Annotated in this window: 11 protein-coding genes and 1 riboswitch; of the genes, 6 read left to right on the forward strand and 5 right to left on the reverse strand. The window is 73.0% G+C overall.

The window, feature by feature from the left end:
* Positions 1-50 precede the first annotated feature (50 nt).
* From ACSMXX_RS18015 to ACSMXX_RS18025, 3 genes are all read right to left on the reverse strand, one after another.
* Entirely contained in the window at positions 51-1,016 is a 966-nt protein-coding gene (locus ACSMXX_RS18015) for a 1-phosphofructokinase family hexose kinase (protein ID WP_473179719.1), read from the reverse strand.
* Between the two features lie 147 nt (positions 1,017-1,163).
* Positions 1,164-2,351: an N-acetylglucosamine-6-phosphate deacetylase gene (nagA, locus tag ACSMXX_RS18020; RefSeq protein WP_473179720.1), complete on the reverse strand. Its 1,188-nt coding sequence runs from the start codon at positions 2,349-2,351 to the stop codon at positions 1,164-1,166.
* Positions 2,348-3,256 carry an ROK family protein gene (locus tag ACSMXX_RS18025; RefSeq protein ID WP_473184838.1) on the reverse strand — a complete coding sequence of 303 codons (909 nt, stop codon included), beginning with the start codon at positions 3,254-3,256 and terminating at the stop codon, positions 2,348-2,350. Before ACSMXX_RS18025 ends, nagA begins: the two co-directional genes overlap by 4 nt.
* 456 nt (positions 3,257-3,712) lie before the next feature.
* Between ACSMXX_RS18025 and ACSMXX_RS18030 the strand changes: the two genes are divergently transcribed.
* The 4 genes from ACSMXX_RS18030 to otsB all read left to right on the forward strand — a co-directional run bounded on the left by ACSMXX_RS18030 (position 3,713) and on the right by otsB (position 7,352).
* Complete coding sequence (locus ACSMXX_RS18030) at positions 3,713-5,011, forward strand: extracellular solute-binding protein (RefSeq protein ID WP_473179721.1); 1,299 nt, start codon at positions 3,713-3,715, stop codon at positions 5,009-5,011.
* Positions 5,012-5,071: 60 nt separating this feature from the next.
* Positions 5,072-5,437: a DUF3263 domain-containing protein gene (locus ACSMXX_RS18035; protein WP_473179722.1), complete on the forward strand. Its 366-nt coding sequence runs from the start codon at positions 5,072-5,074 to the stop codon at positions 5,435-5,437.
* Positions 5,438-5,717: 280 nt separating this feature from the next.
* Positions 5,718-6,485, forward strand: coding sequence for a Type 1 glutamine amidotransferase-like domain-containing protein (locus tag ACSMXX_RS18040; protein ID WP_473179723.1), 768 nt, complete (start codon positions 5,718-5,720; stop codon positions 6,483-6,485).
* 9 nt (positions 6,486-6,494) lie between these two features.
* Positions 6,495-7,352 carry a trehalose-phosphatase gene (gene otsB / locus ACSMXX_RS18045; RefSeq protein WP_473179724.1) on the forward strand — a complete coding sequence of 286 codons (858 nt, stop codon included), beginning with the start codon at positions 6,495-6,497 and terminating at the stop codon, positions 7,350-7,352.
* A gap of 58 nt (positions 7,353-7,410) precedes the next feature.
* Here the strand turns inward: otsB and ACSMXX_RS18050 are convergent, their stop codons facing one another.
* Positions 7,411-8,916: an alpha,alpha-trehalose-phosphate synthase (UDP-forming) gene (locus ACSMXX_RS18050; protein ID WP_473179725.1), complete on the reverse strand. Its 1,506-nt coding sequence runs from the start codon at positions 8,914-8,916 to the stop codon at positions 7,411-7,413.
* Positions 8,917-9,579: 663 nt separating this feature from the next.
* Positions 9,580-10,596, reverse strand: coding sequence for a glucosyl-3-phosphoglycerate synthase (locus ACSMXX_RS18055; protein WP_473179726.1), 1,017 nt, complete (start codon positions 10,594-10,596; stop codon positions 9,580-9,582).
* 145 nt (positions 10,597-10,741) lie between these two features.
* A riboswitch (SAM riboswitch) is annotated at positions 10,742-10,893 on the forward strand.
* A gap of 19 nt (positions 10,894-10,912) precedes the next feature.
* On the opposite strand from ACSMXX_RS18055, the gene thrC reads away from it, so the two are divergent.
* Together thrC and ACSMXX_RS18065 are read left to right on the forward strand one after the other, a co-directional pair.
* Positions 10,913-12,229 (forward strand): threonine synthase, encoded by a 1,317-nt coding sequence (gene thrC / locus ACSMXX_RS18060; RefSeq protein ID WP_473179727.1) that lies wholly within the window; start codon positions 10,913-10,915, stop codon positions 12,227-12,229.
* On the forward strand, positions 12,226-12,504 hold the full coding sequence (locus ACSMXX_RS18065; RefSeq protein ID WP_473179728.1) for a MoaD/ThiS family protein: 279 nt from the start codon (positions 12,226-12,228) through the stop codon (positions 12,502-12,504). The genes thrC and ACSMXX_RS18065 overlap by 4 nt, the downstream gene beginning before the upstream one ends.
* The last annotated feature ends 352 nt before the right edge of the window (positions 12,505-12,856 follow it).

Below are 12,856 nucleotides of genomic sequence, written 5' to 3' on the forward strand. Positions count from 1 at the left end.
AAGTCCGTGTGAGGTCAGGTCAGGTCGCCCCGGAGGGTCATCCCGCTGGATCACCCCGGAGCGGGTTCGCTGCTCTCCTCGACCGTCACCTGTGACAGCAGGTCCGCGTGGAGCTCTTCGTCGAACTCCCCGGCTGTGGGCGCCCGTACGGTCGCCGCCGACAGCGCGACCGCACGCGCCAGCATCTCCCGCCACGGCACGCTTTCGACCAGCCCGGACAGCAGCCCCGCCACCGCCGAATCCCCCGCTCCGGTGGGATTGCCGGTGAGCGAGCGGGGCGGACCCGCCTGCCACATGCCGTCCGGGGTGACCAGCAGCATGCCCTCCGGCCCGAGTGAGGCGGCCACCGACCGCGCCCCGCGCCGCTGTGCCGCCCGCGCCGCGCGCAGCGGCTCGGTCGTGCCGGTGATCCCCGCGAGCTCCTCGGCGTTGGGCTTGACGAGGTCGGGGCGTGCGGCGAGGCCGCGGCGCAGCGGTTCGCCGCTCGTGTCGAGCACGACGGGCACTCCGGCGGCGTGCGCCTCCTTGGTCAGCTGCGCGTACGCGCCCACGGGCATCCCGGGCGGCAGGCTCCCGCACAGCGCAACGGCTTCGGCGCCGCCACTGCCACCGCCACTGCCGCCCCCGTCCCGCAGCAGCCGCGCGTACACCTGCTGGAACGCCGACCACTCCTCGGGCGAGATGTGCGGACCCGGCTCGTTGAACTGGGTCGAGGCGCCGCCCGATTCGTCGACGACACCGACGGTGCGCCGCGTGCTGCCCGCGGTCGTCACCAGTTCGTCCGTGATGTTCCGTTCTCCTGCGAGGAGTTCGCGCAGCTCCGAGCCCGTGAGGCCGCCGGCGAAGCCGGTGACGACCGTTTCGTGGCCGAGAGCGGCGAGCACACGCGCCACGTTGAGGCCCTTGCCGCCCGGACGTTGCACCACTTCCCGCACCTGGTGGGAGCCGTGCACGTCGAGACGCGGCACCCGGTAGGTCAGGTCGAGGGCGGTGTTGAGCGTGACCGTAAGGATCACGGGAGACCACTCCAGGGGGACGGGGCGGGGACGCGCGCATAGGGGTGTGACGGCAACCGCCCGAGCGATCATGCCATTTGATCTACGGTGTCGCGACCCCTGCGGACCGAGCGGCGGCCCCGTGCCGTGCGTCGGACGTACTCGTCGTCACCCCACGTCAGGCCGTACCGTCCACTCGCCCCGCCGCATCACGCCCGCCACCTCGAACGCGGAGTCCAGTACCACCAGGTCGGCGTACTTGCCCGCTTCGAGCGAGCCCGTACGGTCGGCCACGCCCAGCAGCCGCGCGGGGTTCGCCGACAGGGCGCGCACCGCGTCCTCCACCGGCAGCCCGTCGACCGTCACGGCGCGGCGGAACGCCTCGTCGAGGGTGAGCGTCGAGCCGGCGATCGAGCCGCCCTCGGTGAGCCGTGCGACCCCGTCGCGCACCTCCACCTCCAGCGGGCCGAGGGGGTAGCGCCCGTCGCCCATGCCGGCGGCGCCCATCGCGTCGGTGATGAAGGCGACGCGGCCGGCGCCGGCGCGGTGGAAGGCCAACTCCAGTACGGCGGGATGGAGATGGGTGCCGTCGTTGATCAGCTCGACGGTGATCCGGTCGTCCTCCAGCAGCGCCGCGACGGGCCCCGGCGCGCGGTGGCCGAGTGCGGGCATGGCGTTGAAGAGGTGGGTGGCGACGCTCGCGCCCGCCTCGACCGCTTCCGCCGTCGCCTCGTACGACGAGTCGGTGTGGCCGATCGCGGCGATGACGCCGCTGTCCGCGAGCATCCTCACCGAGTCCAGGCCGCCGGGGAGTTCGGGCGCGATCGTCATCATCCGCGCCGTGCCGCGTGCGGCGTCGACGAGCTTGCGCACCTCGGTGGGGTCGGGGTCGCGCAGCAGCTCGGGGTCGTGTGCGCCGCAGCGCTGCGGGGAGATGAACGGGCCCTCGAAGTGGATGCCCGCGAGATCGCCCTGCTCGACCAACTCGCTGAGCGCGGCGGCCTGTTGGGCAAGGTCGCCGAGTTCGCCCGTCACCGTCGAGGCGACCATGGTCGTGGTGCCGTGCCGCCGGTGGGTGGAGATGACCTTCAGCGCCTCCTCGGCCGTTCCCGCGGAGAATGACGCGCCGCCGCCGCCGTGTACGTGCATGTCGACGAAGCCGGGCACGATCCAGTGGCCGCTCAGGTCGAGGGCACGTGAACTCCCCGTTGGATCCCCGGCGTTCCCATCCCGTGAGTGCCCGGCGATCAGCCGTCCCTCGACGGTCAGCGCGGCGTCCTCGGCCACGCCGTCCGGCAGTACCAGCCGGGCACCGGTCAGTACGGTGCGCTCGCTGTTCGGGCTCGTCGGGCTCATCGGCTCGGAACCTCCGCGGAGAGTAGATCTCGGGCGAGAAGCCCCGCGCCGAGGGAGCCCGCGGCGTCCCCGAGGGCCGCCGGGACGATCATGGGGAGATGCTGGAAGGTGACGCGTGCGCGTACCGCCTCCCGCAGCGGTACGAAGAGGATGTCGCCGGCCTCGGCCAGCCCGCCGCCGACGATCACCGTGCGCGGGTCGAGGAGCGTGACGGCGGTGACGAGCCCCGCGGCGAGGGCGTCGACCGCGTCCCGCCAGATGGCGATCGCGCGGTCGTCACCGGACTCGACCGCTCTGGCGGCGTCGGCCGCCGTGGCCGCGGCGTCGCCGCTCGCGGCGGCCCAGGCGCGTCCCACAGCGGAAGCCGAGGCGAGCGCCTCCAGGCAGCCGTACTGTCCGCATCCGCACCGCGGCCCGTCGGGCCGTACGACGACGTGGCCGATCTCGCCCGCGCTGCCGTGGGCTCCGGGCTCGACCCCGCCGTCCTCCGTACCGATCGCGCCGGCGATGCCCGTGCCCAGGGCGATGAAGAAGAATCTCCCGGCGCCACGGCCGGCGCCGATGCGGCCCTCGGCGAGTCCGCCCGTACGCACGTCGTGCCCGAGCGCGACGGGGATGCCGTCGAGCCGTTGGGCCAGCAGCGCGCGCAGCGGTACGTCGCGCCAGCCGAGGTTGGCGGCGTAGACGGCGGTGCCCGTGGCCTCGTCGATCATGCCCGGCACGGCGACGCCGGCGGCCAGCGGCTCGGTGCCGAACTTCTCGACGCCGTACGTGCGCAACTGCGCCGCGAAATCGAGGATTCCCTCGACGACCGCCTCCGGGCCGCCGTCGCGGCCGGTGTCGCGGCGGGCCTCGTGCAGCAGTTCGCTGCCCGCGTTTCCGGGGCCGATGAGGGCGGCCTTCATGCCGGTGCCGCCCACGTCGAGGGCGATGACGTATTCCGGTTTCCGGGGACTGGTGCTCACGGGGATCAGTCTCCCGTGTCACCCCGCAACAGGTCTAGTCCACTTCTGCCATCTGTTTGAGTTTTCCGAGGTGACGGGGGTGCCGGAGTGTCCTGATCTGGTACGGAAAACTGCCGCGTCCGCGCTCTTCGTTGCATGTACCGGATGAAACGGGAGGGCCTGTCGCGAAAGCGATTCGGTCGTTGGCCTAGACCTTCGGCGCCGCCCGGTGGACACTCCTGTCCTGTACACGTCCGGAGGGTCCGGACGCGGGGGTGGGACGGGGGCACGGCACGCGCCGTGCTCCCCCTGGGCCTCGCGGCCCGGGACGTTACCCCTGGGGGTGCGCCCCCACGCTGCGCTGGGGGGGGGACCCCCACCCGGTGCAGCGAGGGGGAGAGTCGAGGGGTGGAGGCTGTGGAGCGTCGCAGATTCCTCGGGCTGGCAGCGGCCGCGGGTGCGACGGGTGCGACCGCCGTCGGCGCCTTCACGGTCGCGGGCTGCGGCATCGGGACGGGAACGCAGAGCGCCGCACTCACGGTGGTCGCGGCCGACTACGGCGGTCCCGGACGTGGCAACGGCTCCCAGGCGTACTGGGACTCCCTCGTGCGTGCTTTCCAGGGCAGGCATCCCGGCATCGCCGTCGATGTGGAGGTCATCGGCTGGAAGGACGTCGACAGGAAGGTCGCGGCGATGGTCGCGGCGGGGCGCCCGCCGGACATAGCGCAGATCGGCGCGTACGCCGACTTCGCCGCGCAGGGCAGGCTCTACAGCGCCCGCGAGGTGCTCTCCATACCCGTACAGGCCGACTTCCTTCCGCCGCTCGCAGGGGCGGGCGAGGTGAGACGGGTGCAGTACGGGATGCCGTTCGTCGCAAGCACGCGCCTGCTCTTCTACAACAAGACCCTCTTCGCCCGTGCCGGGCTCGACCCGGGCGCACCGCCCGGGACATGGGAGCAACTGGCGCGCGCCGCAGCCCGGTTGAAGGCGGCGGGCGTGAAGATCCCGTACGGGCTGCCGCTCGGACCGGAGGAGGCGCCGGCCGAGACGCTGATGTGGCTCCTCAGCGGCGGCGGCTCGTACACCGACAAGGTCGGCAACTACACGATCGACGCCGCGGCGAACATCAAGACCTTCAACTGGCTGCGGGACAGGCTCGTACGGCGGAAGCTGACCAACCGCGATCCGGGCGGCACCGACCGCCAGGAGCTCTTCGACGCCTTCGTCCGCGGCGACGTCGGCATGCTCAACGGCCATCCGACGCTGCTGGAGGAAGTGCGGCGCCGCGGCGTGAAGTACGGCACCGCCGTGGTGCCCGGCGCCGACGGGCCCTCGGACGGCACGCTCGGCGTGGCGGACTGGGTGATGGCGTTCAAGCAGAACGGCAGACGCGAAGAGACGGGCCTCTTCCTCGACTTCCTCTTCAGCGAGAAGAACCACTACGCGTTCGCCGACCGCTACGACCTGCTTCCGGTGACGACGTCCGCGAACGACCGGATGCGCGGGCACGCCGAGCACAAGCCGCTGCGGCGTTTCCAGGACGAGCTGGTGAGCGCCGAGTTCTACCCGGTGGGCAAGGTCTCCTGGGCGAAGGTGAGCGCGGACATCAAGAAGAGCATCGGCAGGGCGGTCTCCGAGGGCGCCCACCCGGCGGGCGTGCTCGGCGCGATCCAGCGCCGCGCGGAGGCGCAGGACTCCGAGGCACGGGTGCGCTGAGTGGTTCTCGCCTCTCGGCGGCGGAGGCCGGCCGTCGTAGGCGGGCGGTACTTTGGACGGATGAGCGACGAGGTCCGCGACACCGGCGACGACGGACCGGCGGGGCGGGAGACGCCGGAGGGGCGGGCAGGCCGGGACCCTGCGGAAGCGGGCGCGCCGGAGGTACCGGCAGCGCCCGGAGTCCCGGAAGCGGGCGCGCCGTACGGGCTCTCCGAGCGCGACCTTTCCGTGCTCGCCGTGGAGCGCCGCGGCTGGTCCGGGCCCGGCATGAAGGAACGGGCGATACGCGAGCAGCTGGACATGTCGCCGACGCGCTATTACCAGCTCCTCAACGCCCTCCTGGACGACCCCCGCGCCCTCGCCCACGACCCTGTGACGGTCAACCGGCTCCGCCGCCGCCGCGACGCCCAACGGGCCCGCCGCTGACGGGAGTCGGGCGCCCGGGCCCACAGACGCACGCGTCTGGGGCGGGGTCCGCTAGGTCCCTCCCCCAGACTCCGTCTGGGTGGGGGTCCCCCAGCGCAGCGTGGGGGAGTGCCCCCAGCGCTCTCGTCCCTGGGCCTGGCGGCCCGGGTGGGTACCCCCCTCCGCCTTGCGATCACACGCACCAGGCTCCCCGGCCTCCGCCCTAGTGGGGGCACCTCCCGGGCCGAAGGCCCAGGGGGAGGACGACGCCACTTTGCGGACCCGCCTTAGGATCGGCCGCATGACCGCTCCCGAGCCGACCATCCTGGCCACCTCCGGCGGGCATCTGACCGGCACCCGCCAGCGGGTGCTCTTCGACGCGCTGGTGCACCACGCGGTCGAGCTCTCTGGGGCGCACGGCCGCCGTCCCCGTCTGATGTACGTCGGCACGGCGATCGGCGACGCCGAGCACTTCGCCGCGCGCATGGCCGAGGCCGCACGCGCGGCCGGGTTCGACCTGACACCGCTGAACCTCTTCCCCATGCCCAACGTCGAGGACGTGGAAGGCACGGTCCTCGACCAGGACGTCGTATGGGTCATGGGCGGCTCGGTGGCGAACCTCCTCGCCCTCTGGCGGCTGCACGGGCTCGACACCGTCCTGCGCCGCGCCTGGGAGGAGGGCGTGGTACTCAGCGGCGTCAGCGCCGGCTCGATCTGCTGGTTCCAGGGCGGCGCCACCGACTCCTTCGGCCCCGAACTGCGCCCGCTCACCGACGCGTTGGGCTTCCTCCCGTACGGCAACGGCGTGCACTACGACAGCGACCCGGGCCGCCGCCCCCTCATGCACCGGCTCGTCGCCGACGGCACCCTGCCCACCGCCCACTGCACCGACGACGGAGTGGGCCTGGTCTACCGCGGAACCCGGCTGGCCGAGGCCGTCACTGAGATACCGGGCAAGGGCGCCTACACCGTCGTCGCTGGGGGTACCTCCCAGGCCGAAGGCTCTGGGGGAGGCACGGCCGTCGAGGAGCGCATCGAGCCGCGCCGACTGCCGCCCGTCGGCCGGTAGGGTCGCGGCATGGCCGCCGTACCCACACCCCGTACCGACGCGGGCCGTGAAGGGCTCGCCGCGATCGTCTCGGAGCCCCGGCGCGCAGTCGTGGCCCTCGACTTCGACGGCACCCTCGCTCCCATCGTCGCCGACCCCGACGACGCTCGCGCACACCCCGACGCCGTGCCGGTGCTCTCCCGCCTCGCCCCGCGCCTGTGCGCGGTGGCAGTCGTCACCGGCCGCCCGGCCGAGGCGGCCGTCCGCAACGGCGGCCTCGCGGGCGCCGAAGGGCTGGAACACCTCACCGTGCTCGGCGCGTACGGCGCCGAGCGCTGGGACGCCGCCACCGGCACCCTGAGCGCCGCACCGCCGCCTCCCGGCGTCGCCGCCGTACGGGCCGAACTGCCCGGCCTCCTCGCCGAGTTGGGCGCCCCGCCCGGCACCTGGACGGAGGACAAGGGGCGGGCCCTCGCAGTGCACACCCGCCGTACGGACGACCCGGCGGCCGCCTTCGAGCTGCTTCGTTCCCCGCTGCACGCGCTGGCCGAACGGCACGGACTCGTCGTCGAACCGGGCCGCATGGTCCTGGAGTTGCGCGCACCCGGCGTCGACAAGGGCGCCGCGCTGACCGAGCACCTGCGGGAAGTCGGCGCCGGAGCCGTGCTGTACGGGGGCGACGACCTGGGCGACCTGGCGGCCTTCGCCGCCGTGGAGAAGCTCCGCGGCGAAGGCGTGCCCGGCCTGCTGGTGTGCAGCGGCGGCGGCGACACCGGTGAGTCCGTACCCGAGATCGCCGGCCGCGCGGACCTCGTCGTGGACGGCCCGGCCGGTCTGGTGCGGCTGCTCGGCGGCCTGGCCGACCTGCTCGCGGAACGGAGCGGCTAGGGCGGGTCCGCCGCCGCATCGGCCGTCCCGCCCGCGGACGCCTTCTGCCGGACGCCCGCTACGCGTTCCGCAGCGCGTGCAGCTGGTCGAGGAACCAGCGGGTCGGTGGCAGCGCCGTCGCCGCCGCGGCCAGCCGCTTGGTGCGCTCCGCCCGTCGGGCGTGCTCCATCGTCAGCGCCTCGTGCAGGGCGCGTGCGGTGCCCGCGATGTCGTACGGATTGACCACGAGGGAGTCCTCGCCCAGCTCCGCGTACGCGCCCGCCTCGCGCGAGAGGACCAGCGCGCAGCCGTCGTCGGAGACGACCGGGACCTCCTTTGCGACGAGGTTCATGCCGTCCCGGATCGGGTTGACCAGCGCCACGTCCGCCAGCCGGTACGCCGCCAGCGAGCGTGCGAAGTCGTCCTTGAGGAAGAGCACGACTGGTGTCCAACCCGCGGTCCCGTACGTGGAGTTGATCTCATCGGCGACGCGCGAGACCTCGCTCATGTAGTCCCGGTAGACCGCCAGGTCCTGCCGGGAGGGGTAGGCGAGCGCGAGGTGCACGACGCGCTCGCGCCACTCGGGACGGTCCGCGAGCAGGCGGCCGTAGGCGTGCAGCCCGCGCACGATGTTCTTGGACAGTTCGGTGCGGTCGACCCGTACGATCGCCCGGCGCGGCCGGCCGTCCCCGTCGCTGCCGACCTGCTCGCGGAGTATGGCGATCCGCTCGTCGACGTCGGCCCTCCCGGCGCGCTCCCGCAGGAACTCCGCGTCGGCGCCCAGTCCGTGCACTCCAAGACGGGTCGTACGGCCGTCGCAGGTGACCTCCAGCTCGCCCGTCGTCTCGTCCTCCGCGACGGCGGCGCCCAGCACCGCGACGCAGCAGTCCGCGAAGCCGCGCGCCCAGCGGTGGGTGAGGAAGGCGGCACGGTCGGCGCCCAGCACCCCGCGCAGCACCTGTTCCGCGACGGCGTCGGGCAGCATCCGGTAGTAGTCCGGCGGCGCCCACGGCGTGTGCGAGAAGTGCCCGATGTGCAGGTCGGGGCGGCGTTCGCGGAGCAGTCCGGGCACCAGCGTCAGGTGGTAGTCCTGCACGAGCACCGTCGCGCCGTCGGCGGCCTCGTCGGCCAGGGCGTCCGCGAATGCCGCGTTGTACTCCTCGTACGACGCCCACTGCTGTTCGAACTCCGCGCCGAAGGACGGCTCCAGCGGCGTCTGGTAGAGCATGTGGTGGACGAACCAGAGCACGGAGTTGGCGATGCCGTTGTAGGCGTCGGCGAAGGTGCCGGCGGGGATGTCCAGCATCCGTACGGACTGTCCGCCGGTGTCGGCCCGGTCGAGCTTGCCGCCGGAGCGGCGCACGGCCTCGCGGTCGCCGTCGCCGAGGGCCGCGCAGACCCACACGGCGTCGCCGCCGGAGCCGCCTGAGCCTTCCGTGGCGATGGCCGAGAGCCCCGAGACGAGACCGCCGCCGCCGCGCTTCGCGGAGAGCGAGCCGTCGTCGGCGACGGAGTAGGAGACGGGGCCTCTGTTCGACGCGACCAGTACGTCCGCCAGGGCCTGCGATGCGCGTTCGACGACCATGGCCCGAGCTTAGCCGCGCCCGGATCCACGCAAACGTGACGCGCCTCGCGCTTGGCGCCTCGCGGCGCGCAGGGGACCCGTCCCGCGTTGGGCCGGTGCCGGGGCGCCTGGCCTGCCGGGGCCTGCGTGCGGGCCGCGCCCCTCCGGGCCGGCGTCCGTGCTCCCTGCCCCCCGCTGCCGCCGGGGCCCCTGTGCGGGTTCCGCCGCATCCCGTCGTTCTGGGCCACCCGCCGTGCAGCGGTCTGGGCGTGGGGCCGCGTCAAGGCTGGGGCGGGAGGCGGGAGTTGTCGGTGTGGGGGCGCCCGGCGCGTCCGTGGGCCTGCCGTGCGTGCCCGTGGCCGGGGCGCCCGGCCCGAGATGGCCCGGGACCGGGTCCCCGGGTGACGTACGACGGGCAGGTACGACGGGCAAGGCGGTCGGCCGGGGCTCGCCCGTGCTCCCGCTGTGCGGCGTCAGGGTCCCTACCGCCCACTGGGCGTACCAAGGCTGGGGCGGGAGGCGGGAGTTGTCGGTGCGGGGGCGCACAGCGCGCCCGTGCGGACGGGTTCCGGGCCACGTGGCCCGGCCGGCTGGGTGCGGGCCGGAACGGGCCGGCTCCACCAGCGCGGCCGTGCGCGGAACAGGCCACAACCCCGGCGCGCTTCGCGCGCCTCACGCGCCCCGCTACGCCGCCCGGCGGGCCGCGTACTCCGCGATCTCCCGCATCGGAGGCCGTTCCACCGTGTCGACGGCGTGGCTGCGCGGCGCGAACCCCCCGGAGCCCGCGGCGCGCCCCGCACCGCCCGCACCGCCCGCACCGCCCGCACGCCCCGCCCCGCCCGCGTCCCGTTCGAACTGCGTCAGCGTCGGACGTACGAGGCGGCTGCCGCGTGCCATGCGCAGCTGTGCCGTGTGGTGGATCGCCGCGGCCATGCGGCCCAGCGCCTGCCCGTCCTGGTGCCGGTGCCGCCGTACGCCGACGTCGACCTGGGCGAGCGCGTCGAGCCCCGCGGTGTGCAACGAGTCGATGAGCAGCCCCAGTTCGACGCCGTAACCGACGGGGAAGGGGAGCTGCTCCAGCAGCGTGCGGCGCGCCGCGTACTCGCCGCCGAGCGGCTGCACGAAGCCCGCGAGCCGCGGCCAGTGCAGGTTCAGCAGCGGCCGCGCGACGAGTTCCGTGACGCGGCCGCCGCCGGCCGGATCGTCGCCCAGCGGCCGGTCGTACATCGCCTTGACCAGCCGCAGCTGCGGATCGGTGAGCAGCGGTCCGACGACGCCGGAGACGAAGTCGGCGGAGAAGTCCTCCAGGTCGGCGTCGGCGAAGCAGACGATGTCGCCGCTCGTCACCAGCAGCGAACGCCACAGCACCTCGCCCTTGCCGGGCAGCGCGGGCAGCCGCGGGAGCACCTCGTCGCGGTGCACGACCCGCGCGCCCGCCGCGGCGGCGACCGGGGCCGTACGGTCGGTGGAGCCGGAGTCCAGCACCACCAGCTCGTCCACGAGCGCGGCGGGGGAGCCCGCCATCAGCTCGCGCCGGATCACCGAGACGATCCCGCCGATGGTCCGCTCCTCGTTCAGCGCGGGCAGTACGACGCTGATCCGGGACCCCGCGGCCCGCTTCGCCGCGAGCAGCTCCGTCATGGGACGGTCGGTGCACGAGAAGGACCGGCGCCCCAGCCACTGCTCGACTTCCTCCAGCACTCGGCCACTCCCTGTGATCCATCTCGCGGTACGGACGCCTGTCTCAATGCGCAGGCCTGTCGGTTACAGTCTTGAACAACGCGGAAGGCGATCGCATGCCGGGTCCGGCCCGGCGGCGGCCACCGCCCCGCTCACAACTTCACACCGCTCATCCAGAGGGGCAGAGGGAACGGCCCGTTGAAGCCCCGGCAACCCTCCGGCCGGTCTCGCACGAAGCGACGTGACATCGCGAGGCTCCCGGCTCGGGAAGGTGCCAATTCCGTCTCGTGGCGAGATACGTCCCGAGGAAGATGAGGAGAGAGGGCCTCGCCGAAACATGGCTGTTCAAGCTGCTCAAGCCGCCGCCGGCACGACCGTCGACCCCCCTGCCGGCGGAGCCGGCGCCGCACTCGGCCCCGCTGCCGCGCTCACCTGCCGCGAGTGCGGCGAGCGCGCACCGCTCGGCCCGGTCTTCGCCTGTGAGGCGTGTTTCGGGCCGCTGGAGATCGCATACGAGTTCCCCGGCGGCGGCCCCGCGAAGCTGCGTGAGCGCATCGAGGCAGGTCCGGACAGCATCTGGCGGTACGCGCCGCTGCTGCCGGTCCCGGCCGACGTCGCCGCGAAGCCCAACACCAACCCCGGTTTCACCAAGCTCGTCCAGGCCGACCGGCTCGCCCGCGAACTCGGTGTCACCGGCTCGCTGCACATCAAGGACGACTCGGGCAACCCGACGCACTCCTTCAAGGACCGCGTCGTCGCCATCGCCGTCGAGGCCGCCCGCGCCTTCGGCTTCACCACGCTCTCCTGCTCCTCCACGGGCAACCTCGCGGGCGCCGTCGGTGCCGCGGCCGCCCGCGCCGGTCTGCGCTCGTGCGTGTTCATCCCGCACGACCTGGAGCAGGGCAAGGTCGTCATGGCGGCCGTCTACGGCGGCGAACTCGTCGGCATCGAGGGCAACTACGACGACGTGAACCGCTTCTGCTCGGAGCTGATCGGCGACCCCGCCGGCGAGGGCTGGGGCTTCGTCAACGTCAACCTCCGCCCGTACTACGCCGAGGGCTCGAAGACCCTCGCGTACGAGATCTGCGAACAGCTGGGCTGGCGGCTGCCGGACCAGCTCGTCGTCCCGATCGCCTCCGGCTCCCAGCTCACGAAGATCGACAAGGGTCTGAAGGAGCTGATCGCCCTCGGCCTGGTCGAGGACAGGCCGTACAAGATCTTCGGTGCCCAGGCGGAGGGCTGCTCCCCGGTCTCCCGCGCCTTCAAGGACGGGCACGACGTCGTACGCCCGGTCCGCCCCGAGACCATCGCCAAGTCGCTGGCCATCGGCAATCCCGCCGACGGTCCGTACGTGCTGGACATCGCGCGCCGTACGGGCGGCGCGGTGGAGGATGTCGACGACCCGCAGATCGTCGACGCGATCAAGCTGCTGGCGCGCACCGAGGGGATCTTCGCCGAGACCGCGGGCGGCGTCACCGTCGGCGTCACGAGGAAGCTGATCGAGGAGGGCCGGCTCGACCCGTCCCTCACCACCGTCGTCCTCAACACGGGCGACGGCCTGAAGACCCTGGACGCGGTGGCTCCCACCACCGGTCCGTCCGCCGTCATCCGCCCCAACCTGGACTCGTTCCGAGAGGCTGGTCTCGCATCATGAGCGTGAACGTCCGTATCCCGACCATCCTGCGCACCTACACCGGCGGGCAGGCGGAGGTGAGCGCCGAGGGCGCGAACCTCTCCGAGGTGCTGGCCGACCTGGAGAAGAACCACACCGGCATCGGTGCGCGCGTGCTGGACGACTCGGGCAAGCTGCGCCGCTTCGTCAACGTCTACGTGAACGACGACGACGTCCGCTTCGAGCAGGGCCTGGAGACGCCCACGCCGGACGGCGCAGGCGTCTCCATCATTCCCGCGGTCGCGGGCGGATGCTGAGGTCGCCGAGGTCTCAGCCCTGCTGAGGTCTCGTGAGAGGTCCGTGAAGGCCCCTTGCGCTCGTCGCTGATCCCTCTACGGTCGAACCGCCTCCTCCGGGAACACATGAACGAAACGGAGGGGGCGGTTCCGCGTGTGGGGACGCGATAGGGTTGCGAGGAATCCCACCCCATTGACTCGTCCGGCACGTGCCGGACGTCCATGAGAACGCGACAAGTTGTGCACGGAATCGGTGCGGCAATTGTCGTGTTGGCGTCGCTTTGCCCGGCCTTGCTTGCCCTGCTTCCTCGGAGATTGCGGGCTTTTGCGCCCTCGATCGTTGCTCAGAATTCTCGTCTTCGTGACCTGTTGC

This window comes from Streptomyces sp. DSM 116795 (assembly GCF_055792905.1).

What these genes read in the sequence shown, in the direction of transcription:
- nagA (WP_473179720.1), bottom strand. Translation starts at nt 2,351, where the DNA reads ATGAGCCCGACGAGCCCGAACAGCGAGCGCACCGTACTGACCGGTGCC.
- ACSMXX_RS18025 (WP_473184838.1), bottom strand. Translation starts at nt 3,256, where the DNA reads ATGAAGGCCGCCCTCATCGGCCCCGGAAACGCGGGCAGCGAACTGCTG.
- ACSMXX_RS18035 (WP_473179722.1), top strand. Translation starts at nt 5,072, where the DNA reads ATGAGCGACGAGGTCCGCGACACCGGCGACGACGGACCGGCGGGGCGG.
- ACSMXX_RS18040 (WP_473179723.1), top strand. Translation starts at nt 5,718, where the DNA reads ATGACCGCTCCCGAGCCGACCATCCTGGCCACCTCCGGCGGGCATCTG.
- otsB (WP_473179724.1), top strand. Translation starts at nt 6,495, where the DNA reads ATGGCCGCCGTACCCACACCCCGTACCGACGCGGGCCGTGAAGGGCTC.
- ACSMXX_RS18050 (WP_473179725.1), bottom strand. Translation starts at nt 8,916, where the DNA reads ATGGTCGTCGAACGCGCATCGCAGGCCCTGGCGGACGTACTGGTCGCG.
- thrC (WP_473179727.1), top strand. Translation starts at nt 10,913, where the DNA reads ATGGCTGTTCAAGCTGCTCAAGCCGCCGCCGGCACGACCGTCGACCCC.
- ACSMXX_RS18065 (WP_473179728.1), top strand. Translation starts at nt 12,226, where the DNA reads ATGAGCGTGAACGTCCGTATCCCGACCATCCTGCGCACCTACACCGGC.